Raw genomic sequence first — 17347 nt, 5'->3', positions numbered from 1 at the left:
TCTCCAGGATTGGGCTAATTGCGGCATATTTTACTGATTTGTAACCAAACTGACGAGAATGCGCGGGAGAGAATATTAAAATTGCAGCAGATATCACGGCAAACGGCGGACTTCAATGGCAATGCGGGATATTCGGAGCCCTTCCGCTGTTTGCCGCGGCATGAAATGCTATGATAACCGCCATTGAGCGTGGGGCATTGTGCCCCACCAGGCAGCTTAGCAGGGGTAACCCAATGATTATCGTTACTGGCGGCGCCGGCATGATCGGCAGCAACATCATTAAGGCACTGAACGACAAGGGATATCGCGATATCCTGGTGGTGGACAACCTGAAAGACGGCACCAAGTTCGTCAACCTGGTCGATCTGGACATCGCCGACTATATCGATAAAGAAGACTTTATCGCCAGCATCGTGGCCGGCGACGATCTGGGCGAGATCGAAGCGGTGTTCCACGAAGGCGCCTGCTCTGCGACCACCGAGTGGGACGGCAAGTACATGATGGACAACAACTATCAGTACTCCAAAGACCTGCTGCACTACTGCCTGGATCGCGAAATTCCGTTCCTGTACGCCTCCTCCGCCGCCACTTACGGCGGCCGCGAAGAGTTTATCGAAGAGCGTCAGTATGAAGCGCCGCTCAACGTGTACGGCTATTCCAAATTCCTGTTCGATCAGTACGTGCGTGAGATCCTGCCGGAAGCGGACTCGCAGATCTGCGGCTTCCGCTACTTCAACGTTTACGGCCCGCGCGAAGGCCACAAAGGCAGCATGGCCAGCGTCGCCTTCCACCTGAACACCCAGATCAACCGCGGCGAAAACCCGAAACTGTTCGCCGGCAGCGAAAACTTCAAGCGTGACTTCATCTACGTCGGCGACGTGGCGGCGGTCAACCTGTGGTTCTGGGAAACCGGCAAATCCGGCATCTTCAACTGCGGCACCGGTCGGGCGGAAACCTTCCAGGCGGTGGCTGACGCGGTGGTGGACTTCCATCAGCAAGGCGCGGTGGAATACATCGAGTTCCCGGAGAAGCTGAAGGGCCGCTATCAGGCGTACACCCAGGCCGATCTGACCAAGCTGCGCGCCGCCGGCTACGACGCACCGTTCAAAACGGTCGCCGAAGGCGTGAAAGAGTACATGGCCTGGTTGAACCGCACCGCATAAGCTGAAGGAATTAACGCTGGGTATGAAAATACTGGTTATCGGCCCTTCTTGGGTTGGCGACATGATGATGTCGCAAAGTCTCTATCGCACCCTGAAGGCCGAATACCCGTCGGCGGAGATCGATGTGATGGCGCCGGCCTGGTGCCGCCCGTTGCTGGCGCGCATGCCGGAAGTCAATCAGGCGCTGGCGATGCCGCTGGGCCACGGCGCGCTGGGGCTCGGCGAGCGCCGCCGCCTGGGGCGCGCTCTGCGCGCCAACCGTTACGATCGCGCTTACGTTCTGCCCAACTCGTTCAAATCCGCGCTGGTGCCTTTCTTCGCCGATATCCCGCAGCGCACCGGCTGGCGGGGCGAAATGCGCTACGGCCTGCTGAACGACGTGCGCGTGCTCGACAAGGCGGCTTTCCCGCTGATGGTGCAGCGCTATGTGGCGCTGGCCTATGACAAAGGCCGCGTTCAGCGCGCAGACGATCTGCCGCAGCCGCTGCTGTGGCCGCAGCTGCGGGTGAGCGACGAAGAGATCGCCGAAACCACCTCGGCCTTCAACCTGACCGACAGCCGCCCGATCGTCGGCTTCTGCCCAGGCGCGGAGTTCGGCCCCGCCAAGCGCTGGCCGCACTATCACTACGCGGCGCTGGCTCAACGGCTGATCGAGAGCGGCTATCAAATCGCGCTGTTCGGTTCGGCAAAAGACCATGAGGCCGGCGAACAGATCCGCGCCGCGTTGCAGGACGACGCGCGCGATTTCTGCCTTAATCTGGCCGGAAAAACCCAGCTGGAGCAGGCGGTGATCCTGATCGCGGCCTGCCGGGCGGTGGTCAGCAACGACTCCGGTTTAATGCACGTTGCCGCAGCGTTGAACAAACCGCTGATAGCCTTGTACGGCCCAAGCAGCCCCGACTTCACGCCGCCGCTCTCCGACAAGGCGCGGGTGATTCGCTTGATCAGCGGCTACCACAAGGTGCGTAAGGGCGATGCCGAACAGGGGTATCACCAAAGTTTGATCGATATTCAGCCGCAGCAAGTGTTGGATGCGCTGACGCCGTTGCTTGTCGCCAGCGAGGAATAGTCATGCAGGTGTTAATCGTAAAAACGTCCTCGATGGGAGACGTGCTGCATACGCTGCCCGCCCTGACCGATGCGCTGCAGGCCATTCCCGATATCCGCTTCGACTGGGTAGTGGAAGAAGGTTTCAGCCAAATCCCCACCTGGCACCCGGCGGTGGATCGCGTGATCCCGGTGGCCATTCGCCGCTGGCGCAAAAACTGGTTCGGCAGCGACACCCGACAGCAGCGCTGCGACTTCAAGCGCGCGCTGCAAGAACGCCGTTACGACGTGGTGATCGACGCGCAGGGCCTGATGAAAAGCGCCGCGCTGATCACGCGCGTCGCCAAGGGCAGCAAACATGGCCCGGACTGCAAAAGCGCGCGCGAACCGTTCGCCAGCTGGTTCTACAACGTGCGCCATGAGATAGACAAACGGCAGCACGCGGTGGAACGCACGCGCGAGCTGTTCGCCAAAAGCCTCGGCTACGATAAACCGGGCAGCTACGGCGACTATGCCATCGCCGCGCGTTTTCTCAGCCAGCCGCCGGTCGATGCCGGTCAATATCTGGTGTTTTTGCACGCTACGACCCGCGACGACAAGCATTGGCCGGAGCAGAACTGGCGCGAGCTGATCGCGCTGACGGCCGACAGCGGGCTGAAGATCAAACTGCCCTGGGGGGCGGAACATGAACATCAGCGCGCGCTGCGGTTGGCGGAAGGTTTCCCACATGTCGAGGTGCTGCCGAAGCTCAGCCTGCAGCAGGTGGCTGACGTGCTGGCGGGCGCCAGGGGCGTGGTCTCGGTCGACACCGGGCTCAGCCATTTGACCGCCGCGCTCGACAAACCGAACATCACGCTGTTTGGGCCGACCGATCCCGGCCTGATCGGCGGCTACGGGCAAAATCAGCACTCGCTGATTTCGCCGGAAAAAAGCATGGCGACAATCGACGCCGATACGGCATGGCAGGCGTTGCAAAAGGTTATAGCATGAAAAAACTGCACATTATCAACCTGGGTAAAATGGGCGGCGTCGAGCGCCTGTTCCTGCAGTACATCAACGATACCACCGACGGCAGCAACCAGGTCCTGTGCATCAGCGGCGACATCGGCGAGGAGATCCGCCGCCAGTTGCCGGCGCACCAACCCGTCACCTTCGCCAACCGCCTGATCAATGCGCTGCCGCTGCGCTGCCCGCAGTTCCTGCGAAAATTTCTGTTGAAGTGGAAAATCGAGCGGGCCAACGCCGACGTGGTGATCGTCTGGGACCTGGTGCCGGGGCTGGCGGCCAAACCCAAGCGCGGCAAGCTGGTTTACTACGATCACGGCTGCTCCTGGCGCTACCCGAAAAATCAAAAGACGCTGCGTTTCTTCGCCATGCTGGACGGCGTGATTTCCGCCTCACACGCCTCGAAGCGGGTGATGGAGCTGCGCTTTAATCTGCCTTGCCCAAACCACGTGGTGATCAACCGCATCAAGACGCCGGCGGGGATCGACAACACGCCGAAAACGCTGTCACAGCCGATCAGAATCGGCACCGCCTCGCGTCTGGTCAGCCTGAAAGGCATCAGCGTTTCATTATTGATGATGCAGGAACTGCTGCGACGCGGGCATGACGTCACGCTGGAAGTGGCCGGCAAAGGGCCGGATCGCGCGGCGTTCGAGGCGCTGGCGGCCCGGCTCCAGCTCGGCGATCGCGTCACCTTCAGCGGTTACCAGGATGACGTCGCCGGCTTCTTCAATCGCACGCACATTTACATGAGCACGCCGATCACCGAGCCGTTCGGCTTGTCCTGCATGGAATCGCTCTATTTCGGCGTGCCGGTCATCTTCCCGCAGGTTGACGGCCAGCCGGAAGCGGTGAAAGACGGCGTCTGCGGCATTGGCCTGGTTCCGTCGGTCACCATCGAACAACACCGGCAGCTCACCGATATCGAGGTCGACTTCCCGCATAAAGTCTACGATCCGTTAACCGACAGCCTGGTGTCGCCCAAGCTGTTGTCGCATATCGACTGCGCGGATGCCGTTGAGACATTGCTGGCGGGCGAAACCTACCAGACGTTGAGCCGAAACGCGCAGCGCTATCCTGCTGAACATTTCAACTATGCTCAGTTCAAAGCTGAGTTTGACGACACGCTGCGATCCTTCATCGTTTAATCAACACGTGAGCCGGAAAACACGCCCGATGCTAAAACAAAAAACGCCGCACCCTGCCTTCAGTTATCTGATTTATCTGGGATGCGCCATCGCTTTTTGCACCATTCCTTTCGGTTCCGCGACCGGACGCAATCTGTTTTACGTTTCCAGCTACATCGCCTTTATCGCCGTTTGCCTGTACCCGCGCTACTACTTCAGCAACGTTAAAAATCTGCTGTTGCCCGCGCTGATGTTCTGCGTCGGCATGGGCACCATCCTGTGGATGCATCACTTCAAACAGCCGGGTGAGTACATCAACATTTATCGCTCTTATATGTCGACCGGCAAACTGCAGCTCGCAACCGCTTTCATCTTGCTGATTGCGCTCAATGAGCGGCTGTGCGTGCAGCGCCTGCTGATCGTCGTGGCCCTCGTTACCGGCCTGGCGATCAACGGCTATTCTCTCTATCAGGGATTGCGGCTGGATATTCCTCGCGTGGAGCTTAACTTCGATCGCGCCACGGTCGCTGCCTATCTGATGACCGCCATCGATCTGGTGATGATGCAAGCCATCCTGATGCTGCGCACCCGCTACCGCCTGGTGCTGTACATTGCGGCGTTCCTGCTTTCCTTCTCTGCGCTGGTGCTGACCGGCACCCGCGCGGCGATGCTGGTTTACCCGGTGGCGATTTGTCTGTCGCTGCTGGCGACCAAGCATCTGGTTTCCAGGAAACACAAGCTCGCGTTGATGGCCTCGGTACCGCTGCTGCTCGTAGCCTGCGGCCTGGTGTTCAAACCGCAGATAGAAGAACGCATTCAGGCCTTTGAGACCGACATGCGTCTGATGGATCAGCCACAGACTGAAAACTCGATCATTTCCCGACTGTCGATGCAAACGCTGGCATGGCGCACCGGCTCACAAGCTCCTTGGGGTCAATCCGCCGAGCAGCGCGGTGAAGAGATCCGCGCCATCGTCGCGCAGCAACCTCGCCTGTCTGGCGTCATGCCTTACATCAACGTGCATCTGCATAACGAGCTGCTGGAAACCTATTCGCTCAAGGGGGTCTGGGGGGCGTTGCTGTTGCTGGCGCTGTATATCGGCCTGTTCTTCTCTTCATTCCGGCCGCAGCGCAACGCGCTGCTGCTGAGCGTGAGCGCCAGCCTGTTCGTTTACGGTCTTAGCGACGTCATCTTCTTCAGCACGGAAGGCACCGTCATGTTCTGTCTGGCGCTGATCGCTGGGGTGCTCTCCGTGGCGAAACCGCCTTTCGCCCAGGAGCAGACCGCGTGAAAACTCATCAGCCACCGCTGCTCAGCGTTATCGTGCCGTTTTACAATAACGAAGCGTTCGTCATCGCTGCGCTGGATTCGTTATTTACGCAGATTTCTGATGAGATTGAGGTGGTCATCATCGACGATGGCTCTACCGATGCGTCAGGGGCGCTGGTCAGCCGGTATCTGGCGCAGCGGCAGCATCCGCACGTGGCTTTTATTTCACAGGCCAACGGCGGCATTGCGCACGCCCGCAATGTCGGCCTGCAGCATGCCGCCGGCCGCTACGTCACCTTTCTCGACGGCGACGATCTGCTGAGCGACGACTATCTGGCGATCCTGCGGCCCCTGCTGATCGCCGATGAATATGACCTGATCGATTTTAATTATCAGAAGTTCACCGAACAACCGCCGAAACCCGAGAACCGCGCGACGCAGCCCGCAGCCTACGACTTTTCCTCGTTGGGGCTGGGCAGCCTGCAACCGCTGTTCGCACGCTCGATGTGGCACCTCTGGAGCCGGGTATATAAGCGCACGCTGCTGGCAGGGGAAACGTTCGAAGACGGCAGGCGTTATGAAGACGTGATTTTCACGCCTTTTCAGTATTTCAAAACTCGCCGCATCGCCCATCTTGACTGCGAACTCTATTTCTACCGGGATAACAGCCAGGGCATCACCCGCAATATCAAACCCAAAGATATTGAAGATTTGCTGTTCGCCATGGAGAAGATGCTGCGCTTTGTGGCGCAGCATCCTGGGGATGAGCCGCTGCGCCGGTTGGCCGCCCTGATGCTGGCCAACTGCTTTTCCGAGGTGAAAAGCATGTCCAAGGCGGTGTACGGTTATTATCATTACGCGCCGGCAACGCTGCAAATTCTGCGCCGCGCCGCCGCTGTCTGCCGCAACAGCGACGTGCCGGGCAAAAAAGTCCGCCAGATGCGCTATGCGCGAGTGGATACCTTTCTTTCGAAGCTGCGCGGGCGCAACCCACGCTAACCGCATCGGCCTGGCGGCCGATGCGTCGCCGCACCCCTAGCGCGCTAAAGGCACGTGCGCGACCAGTTCATCATAAATCCGCTGCGGCTGAATGACCCCCATCGGGCTTTCTGCCTCCAGCGGCATCGTATAGCCGGTGCGCGACACCTGAATGATGCGGTGCAGTTCAGGATCCTGAATCGGCCCGGTGGAACGTGAATCGGCGGTCACGAACAGGCTGATGGTTTTCACCTTCAACGCCACCGCCAGATGCAGCGGCCCGGTGTCGCCGGTGACCAGAACATGGAAACTGTCGAGCAACGTCAGCAAGCCTTGCAGCCCCGTTTTACCGATCTGATTATCCACGCAGGCCTGCGTTTGCGGGCCGATCAGGCTCATAAACTGCTGGGCCTTGCCGTCGTCAAGCGGTGCGCCAATCAGCACGATGCGCACATTGGGGTGCTTCGCCACCAGCTCATCGGCCAGGCGCGCATAGTGCGACACCGGCCAGCAACGCGACTCCGTCGATGCCCCCAGTTGAAAACCGATGGTGGGATGGTCGCTGCTTTTGACGCCGCGCTGATAGTCCACGGGAATTTCCATCGTCGGATCGTCGCTGCGGCAGCCCAAAATGGAAATCAGCTCCAGTTTGCGGCGCACGAAATGGCCGTAATAATGGAAGATATAGTTGGTTAACCAAGGTTCCAGCCCGCAAATGCCCGAGCTGTAGTTATCCCTGATGATGTACTTTGCCCCCGCCATGACGGCGCTGATGATGTCATAAGGCAGGTGAGAGTGCAGGATCAGCGCCAAATCCGGCTGATGTTCGCGCAGCGATTTCAGCAATGGGCGTATCGTCTTGATCTTGCTGTCCCAATACACCACGCGATCGTAATAGCGGCCGTTTTCCACCAGTTCGCGGTTTTTCTTATGCACCACCAGCGTGATGTGCGCGTTGGGATAGCGTTCCCTCATCGCCCTCAATGCCGGCGTGTTGAACATGAAGTCGCCCAACGCCGTGGTGGAATAGATGACGATATTGTCAAACTGCTGGGCGCCGTCGAACGTCGCCTTGTCCTGAAAACGGCCGTACTTCGCCGTATAGCGCCGCAAAAACCAGTCGGCAACCTTGATTTTCCATTTCTTCGACATGTGCGTGCTTAGTTCGCTTTAAGTTGATAATACTCGGCCAGCGTCATGCCCACCGTGCGCTGCTGCAGCCAGTCAAACAGCTGCTCCAGATCGCGGTACAGCACTTCGATATCCTGCTCGGTTTTGAACGTCGGGCTGCCGCCCGGCATAAACTCGGAGGAGTGCAGCATAAACTCGACGTAGTCATGCCCCTGCGCCAACGACGTCTCGGCCACGCTTATCATCTTGGCCACGTTGCCGCCACTCGGCCGCAGCCAGTTGACGGACGGCGAACGCCGCTTGCCGCGCAGCCGATCATAGCCCTGCTTGAACGCATTCATCAGCGCCGAATGCTTGTACTGGATGCTCATCGGCACTTCCAGCAGCGACGAAGCGCCCGGCTTGGCGATGTTCTGCGGATCGATGAAATAGGCCTGCGACGGGAACCGGCTGTAATCGGTACCGCCGTTGCCCTGCGGGTTGCCCGGCGAAAACTGCCAGTTGACCCGCGGCGTGACCGAACAATCCACCTGATAGCCGTATTCCAGCAGCAGTGAGGCATAGTATTCGTTGAACGCCCAACGGCCGGCGCGATGGCTGAGCATTTTGGTCTGGAAGGCGTCCTCCAGCAGTTTGGTCATGTGGTCGACTTTGGCGCGTATCTGATCGGCGGGATACTCGATCAAATAAGGCTTGTGGCGCCAGTCGTCATCGGTGAGCGGCGTCAGCGGCGGGCTGTTCCAGGCGTGCAGATGCATGCCGACTTCACCGGCACCGCGGGCGATCACGTCACGCGCGAACTCGACGTAAGCCGGATCCATCGCCATTTCATAGTTGGTGAGATAAACCGGCTTGAAGGCATATTTCTCGCACAGCGCCTGAAAGCGCGGCAAGAAACGCGTGTTTTCGGTCGCGATGCGATCGTGGTTTTGCCACAGATTATCGCCTTCGGTATCAATGGTGATGAGAAACGCCGGTTTAGTCATGAATATCGAACCTGATATCAACAGAATACGCTATGTTACGCAGCCCGTTTCGCCAGGGCAAACGACTTTGCTGCCTGGTTTGGACAACGTTGAAGCGCATTCGTCCCTGCTCCGGCGATTTTTTTGCGGCTCGGCAAGAAAACCGAGCAACAGTAGCCACATGCGATCGGGTCATTTAGAATCAAAGATTGGTTTCCCAGAAAGCGACTCATGATGAACGACGCGCCAGCCCTAACTTCCGCCCCATCCGTACAGCGTATTCTGATCATAAAATTGCGCCACCACGGCGATATGCTGCTGGTCACGCCGGTCATCAGCAGCCTGCGGCAAAACTACCCGCAGGCCCGGATCGATGTGCTGCTGTATCAGGAAACGCAGGAGATGCTGGCCAGTAATCCGGAACTGTCGACCCTGTTCGCCATCGATCGCCAATGGAAAAAACAGGGCGCCCGCGCTCACCTCGGACATGAGCTGGCGCTGCTGCGCCGCCTGAAGGCGCAGCGCTACGATCTGGTGGTCAATCTGGCCGATCAGTGGCGCAGCGCCATCATCACGCGCCTGACCGGCGCGCGCATCCGTTTGGGCTTCGATTTCCCCAAACGCCGCGGCTTCCTGTGGCGCCACTGCCACACGCAGCTGGTGCCGGTAGACAATCACGCCCACTTGCATACCGTCGAACAAAATCTCTCGTTGCTGGCGCCGCTGAACCTGCCCGCGCTCAATGAGCATGTCACCATGAGTTATGATCCGCAGGATTGGCAGACCTGTGAGCAACTGTTGCAGAAACAGGGCGTCGCCGGCAGTTATATTGTGGTGCAGCCCACCTCGCGCTGGTTCTTCAAATGCTGGAGCGAAGAGAAAATGGCCGCCACCCTCACCGCCTTGCAGGCCGACGGCCACCAGTTGGTGATCACCTCCGGCCCCGACGCCAGAGAAAAAGCCATGGTCGAGCGCATTTTGGCGCTCTGCCCGCCGCAGGGCGTAATCTCGCTGGCCGGCCAGCTGACGCTGCGCCAACTGGCCGCCCTGATTGACCACGCCAAGCTGTTTATCGGCGTGGATTCGGTGCCGATGCATATGGCCGCCGCGCTGCAAACGCCGTGCGTGGCGTTATTCGGCCCTTCCAAGCTGACTTTCTGGCGGCCATGGCAGGCTACCGGCGCCGTGATCTGGGCCGGCGACTTTGGCGAACTGCCCGACCCGGACGCCATCGATACCGGCACCGATGAACGGTATCTCGACCTCATTCCTACAGACGCGGTGATTGCAGCCGCGCGGAGCACGCTGGCATGAAAGCATTTCGTTTGGCGATCGTTCGCCAAAAATACCGCCCGGACGGCGGAGCCGAACGTTTCGTTTCCCGCGCCCTGGAGGCGCTGGAGCAACAGGATCTCGATCTGAACGTCATCACTCGCGAATGGCAGGGTGACGCCAATCCAAACTGGCATATTCACCTGTGTAACCCGTTGAAACTAGGCCGCATCAGTCGCGAACGGGGCTTCGCCGTGGCGGCCAGGGCGCTGTGGCAGAAAGAGCGCTTCGATCTGGTGCAAAGCCATGAGCGCATTCCCGGCTGCGATATCTACCGCGCCGGCGACGGCGTACACCGCCGCTGGCTGCTGCAACGCGCGCGGCTGCTGCCCGAGTGGCGCCGCAAGTGGCTGTTTTCCAACCGTTATCACCGCTATGTGATGTGCGCCGAGCGCGCCATGTACGCCGCACCGGAGCTGAAAGCCGTCATCTGCAACGCCGAAATGATCAAACGGGAAATCATCGCCGACTTTGGCGTGCCCGCCGACAAAATCACGGTGATCTATAACGCCATCGACAATCAAAAGTTCCTGCCCGCCGACGAGGCCCAGCGCCGACGCCTGCGTGAGCAATATCAGATCCCGCAACAGGCGCACTGCCTGACCTTCGTCGGCTCCGGTTTCGAGCGCAAAGGGCTGGCCGCCGCCATCCGCGCCGTGGCGGCGACCGACAGCCACCTCTTGGTGGTCGGTAAAGATAAAGCCGAAAAGCGTTACCGGGCGCTGGCGCAGTCGCTGGGCTGCGGCGATCGCATTCACTTTATGGGCGTGCAGAAGCAGACTCTGCCGTTCTATCAGGCCGCGGATGCGCTGCTGCTGCCGACGCTTTACGATCCGTTCCCGAATGTGATTCTGGAAGCGATGTCCTGCGGCCTGCCGGTTATCACCAGCACCACCTGCGGCGGCGCCGAGTTTATCACCCCGGGCCAGAACGGCTTCGTGACCGACGCGCTCGACGTGCCGGCCATCACGGAAGCCATTCGGGCGCTGCCGCGCCAGGCGCTGGGATCCTCCATGGGCGAAGCGGCAAGATTGCGCATTATGACGGCTACGCCGGCGCATCTCTCCGAACAGCTCATTTCCCTCTATAACCGGTTACTGGATTAGCTATGCGTATTCTGATGATCATCGATGGCCTGCCGGGAGGCGGCGCGGAAAAAGTGGTGCTGACCCTGTGCCAAGGCATGCAGCAACAGGGGCATGACGTCAGTCTGATCTCGCTGCGTGACGTCTGCAATTACCCTATCCCGTCAGGCATTGATTATCAGGTGGTGGCCGATCGCAGCCGTGCCCCCTGGCGCAAGCTGACCGAGCTGTCGCGCCGCGCCGCCGCGCTGGATCGGGCGGTAGCCGAACACGAGCGCCAAAACGGCGCGTTCGATCTGGTGTTCTCCAACCTGCACAAAACCGATCGCATCGTCAGCCGCAGCAAGCGGCTGGCTTCGGATCGCCTGTGGTTCTGCATTCACGGCATTCTCTCCACCTCCTACCTCGGCCACCGCAAAGGCCTGGATCGCTGGCTCAAGCAACGTAAAATCGCCAACGTTTACCAGGGGAGAAATATCGTCGCCGTTTCACAGGCGGTCGGCGGCGATCTGCAGCAGAATTTGCCGATCCGCCCGCGTCGGCTGGCGGTCATCAATAACCCGTTCGACATCGACGCCATCCGGCAACAGGCGGCGGCACCTTGCGAACTGGCCGGTCAGGACTATCTGGTGCACGTCGGCCGCTTTCACGCCACCAAGCGGCATGACCGCCTGCTGAAAGCCTATGCGCAATCCGGTATTCAGGCGCCGCTGGCTTTGATCGGCACCGGGGATGACGCCCGCGTCGCCGAGGTCAAGCGTCTGGCGGCAGACTTGGGTATCGCAGAGCGCGTGCTGTTCCTCGGCTTCCAGGCCAATCCCTATCCGTTTATCCGCCATGCCTCGCTGTTGGTGCTCAGCTCCGATAGCGAAGGGTTTGGCAATGTGCTGGTAGAATCGCTGTTGTGCGGCACGCCAGTGGTCAGCACCCGCTGTCCGGGCGGCCCTGCGGAAATTCTGGAAAAAGCCGGCATGGCTAACGCGTTGGCGGAATTAAACGAAGCGTCGCTGGCAGAAAAAATGGCGGAAATTTACGCCAATCCGCCGCAGATAAATCAACAGCAATTGCTGAGCTATGGGCTGGAGCCTATTTGCCGTCAATATATTGAGCTGAAAGAAAAATAATAAAGTAATAAATAAGGCAGGTGATACCTGCCTTATTTTCTTCGCTAGCTTAGCGCCTGCATTTTCTGCCAAACCTCATCGACAGAAACATCTTCACAGTGCCCCGACTCACTCTGCAAAATATGATGACGGCCGGTCCATGGATGCCAGGACGTTTTATCGGTATCGCCAAAGAACACCACCATATCCTTATTCAGCGCGGCGGCAAGATGCATCTGCCCGCCGTCGCTGCACAGCACCCGGTCGCATAAATCGAACCCGCCCAACAGCTCGCGCACCGAGGCCGTCGGATAAAGCGCGACGCGTTCGTTTTGGCACAACGCCAACAGCTGTTCTGCGCGCTGCTGATCGCCGATGTCGTCCGGCGCCAGCGTGCCCTGCGGCGACCAGAAGATCAGCACGCCGGTGCGGGGATCGGCGGTCAGGCGGTTGATGATTTCGGCATAGCGTTCAACCGGCCAGCGCCTTTTCGGGCTGCGGCTGCTGATATGCACGGCGCAAACCCGTTCGACCGATGGCAGGCGTTCCTGCAGCCGCTGCGCCGCCAGCTGCCGCTCTTCCGGCGTCAGGAATACCCGCACCGGCGGGATCGGAATGGTTTGATCGGTTATCGCCGATAAATAGCTGTAGGTGTGTTCGACCTGATGTAGACCGCGGAAATCGTCCTTGCGGAACGGGCGCTGAATATCTTTCGTGCCCAAATCGGCGCCGATGATATGGGTGGCGCCGGCCATTTTCGCTAAACGCAGGCTGTATTTGCAAGGCACCGGGTTGGCCAGAATGACCGCATCGAACTTTATTTTGCGCAGCTTCAGGAAGATCATCAGACGTTCGAAATAAACGCCCAACGTCGTTTCATTTTTCGCCTTGTGCTTGGCCTTTTTATAGACAAAGACTTTCTCGAGATGAGGGTTGTTTTTAACAACGTCCTGGCTGACTTTATTGATCAGCAGATAAACTTTTGCGTCTGGATAGGCAATTTTCACCCCTTCAATCAGAGGCGTGGTGCAAACAAGATCGCCGATGTTGTCGCGGCGAATAATTAAAATATTCTTCATTCCGAGCCTATCGGCGAAATCGCTCGCCGGTTGTCTGAAACTGACACCCAAGGTTACCAAATTAGCGCCTTTCCCTTCCAGTTATGGTACTATTCCGAATAACCCATATAAATGAAATTGATAGAATGTTGCTGCGTTTATATCAGGTACTACTCTACCTCATCCAACCCCTGATCTGGCTCCGCTTACTGCTGCGCAGCCGCAAAGCTCCAGCCTACCGTAAACGCTGGGCGGAACGCTATGGCTTCTGCGCCGGGAAAGTCGTGCCGGGCGGCATTATGCTGCATTCCGTCTCCGTCGGCGAAACGCTGGCGGCCATCCCGCTGGTGCGGGCGCTGCGCCATCGTTACCCCGCTTTGCCGATAACTGTGACCACAATGACCCCGACAGGTTCAGAACGCGTCCAGTCCGCTTTCGGCAAAGACGTGCATCATGTCTATCTGCCCTACGATCTGCCCGGTTCCATGAACCGCTTCCTCGACCAGGTGAATCCCAAGCTGGTGATCATCATGGAAACCGAGCTATGGCCTAACCTGATCAACGCACTGCATCAGCGGCAAATCCCCCTGGTGATCGCCAATGCGCGCCTGTCGGCGCGATCCGCCGCCGGCTATAAGAAAATTGGCGGATTCATGCGCGATATGCTGCGCCGCATTACGCTGATCGCCGCACAGAACCAGGAAGACGGCGATCGTTTTATCGAACTGGGCCTGAAACGCTCGCAGCTGGCCGTTACCGGCAGCCTGAAATTCGATATCTCCGTCACCCCGGAACTGGCCGCCCGCGCCGTTACGCTGCGCCGCCAATGGGCGCCGCGCCGCCCGGTGTGGATCGCCACCAGCACCCATGAAGGCGAAGAAACCATCTTGCTCGAAGCGCACCGCAAGCTGCTGGAAAAACACCCCGACCTGCTGCTGATCCTGGTGCCGCGCCACCCGGAACGCTTCCCGACCGCCAAGGAACTGGTACAGAAGGCCGGCTTCAGCTACACCCTGCGCAGCAGCGGCGAAATCCCGTCCGGCAGCACCCAGGTGGTGATCGGCGATACCATGGGCGAACTCATGCTGTTGTACGGCATCGCCGATCTGGCCTTTGTCGGCGGCAGCCTGGTGGAACGTGGCGGGCATAACCCGCTGGAAGCCGCCGCCCACGCCATCCCGGTGCTGATGGGCCCGCACACCTTCAACTTTAAAGACATCTGCGCCAAGCTTTCGCAGGCCGAAGGCCTGATCACCGTGACCGACGTGGATTCGCTGGTAAAGGAAGTGGAAACCCTGTTGACCGACGAAGACTACCGCCGTTACTACGGCCGCCATGCGGTGGAAGTGTTGTATCAGAATCAGGGAGCGTTGCAGCGCCTGCTGCAGCTGCTGGAACCGCACCTGCCGCCCCGGAGTCACTGAATGAGCAGCCGCAAAAGCCTGTCGGTGGTGATGATCGCCAAAAACGAAGCCGGGCTGTTGCCGGACTGCCTGCGCTCTGTCGCCTGGGCCGATGAAATCATCGTGCTGGACTCCGGCAGCGAGGACGACAGCGTCGCCGTCGCCGAAAGTCTGGGCGCCAAAGTCTTCACGCACACCGACTGGCAAGGATTCGGCAAGCAGCGCCAGCTGGCGCAAAGCTACGCCAGCCATGACTACGTATTGATGATCGACGCCGACGAACGCGTCACCCCCGAACTGCGGCAATCCATCGAGCGGGTGTTGAACGCGCCGGACGACGGCGCCGTTTACAGCTGCGCGCGGCGCAACCTGTTCCTTGGCCGCTTCATGCGCCACAGCGGCTGGTATCCCGACCGCGTCAACCGCCTGTACGCCAATTCACGCTATCGCTATAACGACGATCTGGTGCACGAGTCGCTGAACATCGGCGACGCCAAAGTGATCCCCCTCAGCGGCGATATGCTGCACCTGACCTGCCGCGACTTCTTCGCCTTTCAGCGCAAACAGCTGCGCTATGCCGAAGAATGGGCCACACAGCGCCACCGGGCCGGCAAGCGTTGCGGCTATCTGTCCATCCTGACCCACACGCTCGGCGCCTTCGTCAAAACCTGGCTGCTGCGGGCCGGCTTCCTCGACGGTAAACAGGGGTTGCTGTTAGCGGTGGTCAACGCGCAATATACCTTCAATAAATATGCCGCATTATGGGCATTGGGCCGCAACTACTCAGAGAAGTGAATCATGACCAGCAAAGCCATCTATCCCGGGACCTTCGATCCCATGACCAACGGCCACCTGGATTTAGTGACGCGCGCGTCGCTGATGTTCGATCACGTGATTCTGGCCATCGCCGCCAGCCCGAGCAAAAAGCCGCTATTCAGCCTGGATGAGCGCGTGGCGCTGGCGACGCAGGTCACCTCGCATCTGGACAATGTGGAGGTACTGGGCTTCAGCGAGCTGATGGCGCATTTCGCCGCTCACCAGAATGCCAATATCCTGGTGCGCGGCCTGCGGGCGGTGTCTGACTTTGAGTATGAACTGCAGCTGGCGAACATGAACCGCCATTTGATGCCGACGCTGGAAAGCGTGTTCCTGATGCCTTCCGAAGAGTGGTCGTTCATCTCCTCCTCACTGGTGAAGGAGGTCGCCCGCCACGGCGGCGATATCGCGCCTTTCCTGCCCGATGTGGTCACTCAGGCGCTGATGGCGAAGCTCGCCGCCGCGTGATACTCAGCGCTGGCAGCGTCGGCAAAAGAAGGTGCTGCGTTGCCCGTGCTTGGCGGATTCAATCGGCGTGCCGCATGCGCGGCAGGGTTCTCCCGCCCGTCCATAAACCTGCAGCTCCTGCGCGAAGTACCCCGGTTTGCCGTCCGACTGCAAAAAGTCGCGCAATGTGGTGCCGCCCTGCTCGATGGAGCGTTGCAACACCGCCTTGATGGTCTTCGCCAACAGCGCCGCTTCGGCTTTGGTCAAGGATCCCGCCGGACGATCGGGCAGGATCCCGGCGCTGAACAGCGATTCACTGGCGTAAATGTTACCGACCCCGACCACCAGCTTATTATCCATCAGCCACGGTTTGATCAGCGTGCGCTTATTACGTGATTTTTCATACAGGTAGTCACCGTTGAACGCCTCACTCAGCGGTTCCGGCCCCAGATGCGCCAACACGCTGCTGGTCGCCAGGTCTTCGCACCACAGCCAGGCGCCGAAGCGGCGCGGATCGGTATAGCGCAGGATCATACCGTTGTTGATCACCAGATCGACGTGGTCGTGTTTGCCGGCTTCGTCTTCGTTTTCCTCACGCAGCATGCGCAGGCTGCCCGACATGCCCAGATGCACGATAATCCAACCGCGCTCCAGCTCAATCAGCAGGTATTTGGCCCGACGCTGCACGCTGAGCACCGGCTGATCGCTCAGCGTCAGGATCTGCTCGGAAACCGGCCAGCGCAGGCGCGCGTTGCGCACCACCGCATACTGAATGCTGTGGCCGACAAGATAAGGCTCTATACCGCGTCTGCTCGTCTCAACTTCCGGTAATTCAGGCATCTGGCTTCCCCTCCGATGTTTTCTACCCTTTATAAAACAAAAAACCCGGCCAAGGCCGGGTTTTTCATTAATCCACTAAAATTATTTAATTTTAGCTTCTTTGTATACTACGTGCTGACGGACAACTGGATCGAATTTCTTCAGTTCCAATTTTTCCGGCTTAGTACGCTTGTTCTTCGTGGTGGTATAGAAGTGACCAGTACCAGCAGAAGAAACCAGCTTGATCTTCTCGCGAACACCTTTAGCCATGATTCAGTTCCTTAATACTTCTCACCACGGGCACGCAGATCGGCCAGAACCGTCTCAATACCCTTCTTATCGATAACACGCATACCTTTAGCAGATACACGCAGAGTTACAAAGCGCTTCTCAGCCTCAACCCAAAAACGGTGTGAGTGCAGGTTAGGCAGAAAACGGCGTTTGGTCGCGTTCATTGCGTGGGAACGGTTGTTACCGCTCACCGGGCGCTTGCCAGTAACTTGGCAGACTCGGGACATGTCTATTCTCCAAAAATCAAATCAGCTCGAGCTTCGTATAGGGTATGGCCGCCTCGTCAGGCTTTTAGAGCCCATCTCAGC

18 protein-coding genes are annotated in these 17347 nt (G+C 59.0%); 12 read left to right on the top strand and 6 right to left on the bottom strand.

From position 1 onward, the window contains the following. The first annotated feature begins 233 nt into the window (after positions 1 to 233). From rfaD to HWW83_RS22785, 6 genes are read left to right on the top strand one after another with little or no spacing between them, the layout of a single operon-like run. A complete protein-coding gene (rfaD, locus tag HWW83_RS22810) occupies positions 234 to 1163 on the top strand; it encodes an ADP-glyceromanno-heptose 6-epimerase (protein WP_033645196.1) in 930 nt (309 codons plus the stop codon). A gap of 22 nt (positions 1164 to 1185) precedes the next feature. After that, positions 1186 to 2232 (top strand): ADP-heptose--LPS heptosyltransferase RfaF, encoded by a 1047-nt coding sequence (gene rfaF, locus HWW83_RS22805; protein WP_047025854.1) that lies wholly within the window; start codon positions 1186 to 1188, stop codon positions 2230 to 2232. 2 nt (positions 2233 to 2234) lie between these two features. Further along, complete coding sequence (gene rfaC / locus HWW83_RS22800) at positions 2235 to 3200, top strand: lipopolysaccharide heptosyltransferase RfaC (protein ID WP_047025855.1); 966 nt, start codon at positions 2235 to 2237, stop codon at positions 3198 to 3200. Beyond that, the gene (locus HWW83_RS22795; protein WP_122016977.1) at positions 3197 to 4363 is read left to right on the top strand and encodes a glycosyltransferase; all 1167 of its coding nucleotides are present in this window, start codon (positions 3197 to 3199) and stop codon (positions 4361 to 4363) included. The genes rfaC and HWW83_RS22795 overlap by 4 nt, the downstream gene beginning before the upstream one ends. 28 nt (positions 4364 to 4391) lie before the next feature. Then, a complete protein-coding gene (locus HWW83_RS22790; protein ID WP_122016976.1) occupies positions 4392 to 5633 on the top strand; it encodes an O-antigen ligase family protein in 1242 nt (413 codons plus the stop codon). After that, on the top strand, positions 5630 to 6610 hold the full coding sequence (locus tag HWW83_RS22785; protein ID WP_089192405.1) for a glycosyltransferase: 981 nt from the start codon (positions 5630 to 5632) through the stop codon (positions 6608 to 6610). Before HWW83_RS22790 ends, HWW83_RS22785 begins: the two co-directional genes overlap by 4 nt. Before the next feature lie 36 nt (positions 6611 to 6646). Here HWW83_RS22785 and HWW83_RS22780 read toward each other — a convergent pair whose 3' ends face one another. Together HWW83_RS22780 and HWW83_RS22775 are read right to left on the bottom strand one after the other, a co-directional pair. Further along, entirely contained in the window at positions 6647 to 7741 is a 1095-nt protein-coding gene (locus HWW83_RS22780; RefSeq protein ID WP_033652251.1) for a glycosyltransferase family 9 protein, read from the bottom strand. Between the two features lie 8 nt (positions 7742 to 7749). Then, positions 7750 to 8706 carry a polysaccharide deacetylase family protein gene (locus HWW83_RS22775; protein ID WP_033645189.1) on the bottom strand — a complete coding sequence of 319 codons (957 nt, stop codon included), beginning with the start codon at positions 8704 to 8706 and terminating at the stop codon, positions 7750 to 7752. A 210-nt stretch (positions 8707 to 8916) separates the two neighbouring features. On the opposite strand from HWW83_RS22775, the gene rfaQ reads away from it, so the two are divergent. The 3 genes from rfaQ to HWW83_RS22760 are packed head-to-tail and all read left to right on the top strand — an operon-like array spanning position 8917 to position 12226. Next, the gene (rfaQ, locus tag HWW83_RS22770; protein ID WP_033652252.1) at positions 8917 to 9999 is read left to right on the top strand and encodes a putative lipopolysaccharide heptosyltransferase III; all 1083 of its coding nucleotides are present in this window, start codon (positions 8917 to 8919) and stop codon (positions 9997 to 9999) included. Then, entirely contained in the window at positions 9996 to 11123 is a 1128-nt protein-coding gene (locus HWW83_RS22765; protein WP_096242686.1) for a glycosyltransferase family 4 protein, read from the top strand. Before rfaQ ends, HWW83_RS22765 begins: the two co-directional genes overlap by 4 nt. A gap of 2 nt (positions 11124 to 11125) precedes the next feature. Continuing rightward, positions 11126 to 12226: a glycosyltransferase gene (locus HWW83_RS22760; RefSeq protein WP_069099996.1), complete on the top strand. Its 1101-nt coding sequence runs from the start codon at positions 11126 to 11128 to the stop codon at positions 12224 to 12226. 44 nt (positions 12227 to 12270) lie between these two features. On the opposite strand, the gene HWW83_RS22755 is transcribed toward HWW83_RS22760, so the two are convergent. Beyond that, the gene (locus HWW83_RS22755; RefSeq protein ID WP_042785588.1) at positions 12271 to 13284 is read right to left on the bottom strand and encodes a glycosyltransferase family 9 protein; all 1014 of its coding nucleotides are present in this window, start codon (positions 13282 to 13284) and stop codon (positions 12271 to 12273) included. A 125-nt stretch (positions 13285 to 13409) separates the two neighbouring features. Between HWW83_RS22755 and waaA the strand changes: the two genes are divergently transcribed. From waaA to coaD, 3 genes are read left to right on the top strand one after another with little or no spacing between them, the layout of a single operon-like run. After that, entirely contained in the window at positions 13410 to 14687 is a 1278-nt protein-coding gene (gene waaA / locus HWW83_RS22750) for a lipid IV(A) 3-deoxy-D-manno-octulosonic acid transferase (protein ID WP_019452200.1), read from the top strand. Continuing rightward, on the top strand, positions 14688 to 15461 hold the full coding sequence (locus HWW83_RS22745) for a glycosyltransferase family 2 protein (RefSeq protein WP_033645184.1): 774 nt from the start codon (positions 14688 to 14690) through the stop codon (positions 15459 to 15461). 3 nt (positions 15462 to 15464) lie between these two features. Next, a complete protein-coding gene (gene coaD, locus HWW83_RS22740; RefSeq protein ID WP_033645183.1) occupies positions 15465 to 15950 on the top strand; it encodes a pantetheine-phosphate adenylyltransferase in 486 nt (161 codons plus the stop codon). A gap of 3 nt (positions 15951 to 15953) precedes the next feature. Here coaD and mutM read toward each other — a convergent pair whose 3' ends face one another. From mutM to rpmB, 3 genes are all read right to left on the bottom strand, one after another. After that, a complete protein-coding gene (mutM, locus tag HWW83_RS22735; RefSeq protein ID WP_046687975.1) occupies positions 15954 to 16769 on the bottom strand; it encodes a bifunctional DNA-formamidopyrimidine glycosylase/DNA-(apurinic or apyrimidinic site) lyase in 816 nt (271 codons plus the stop codon). 81 nt (positions 16770 to 16850) lie between these two features. After that, a complete protein-coding gene (rpmG, locus tag HWW83_RS22730; protein WP_002442576.1) occupies positions 16851 to 17018 on the bottom strand; it encodes a 50S ribosomal protein L33 in 168 nt (55 codons plus the stop codon). An 11-nt stretch (positions 17019 to 17029) separates the two neighbouring features. After that, positions 17030 to 17266 (bottom strand): 50S ribosomal protein L28, encoded by a 237-nt coding sequence (gene rpmB, locus HWW83_RS22725; RefSeq protein ID WP_004931195.1) that lies wholly within the window; start codon positions 17264 to 17266, stop codon positions 17030 to 17032. Positions 17267 to 17347 lie beyond the last annotated feature (81 nt).

Source organism: Serratia ureilytica, assembly GCF_013375155.1.
Lineage (GTDB): Bacteria > Pseudomonadota > Gammaproteobacteria > Enterobacterales > Enterobacteriaceae > Serratia > Serratia ureilytica.
The sequence above is the reverse complement of the archived record's forward strand: the minus strand, read 5'-3'. Positions and strand labels throughout refer to the sequence as shown.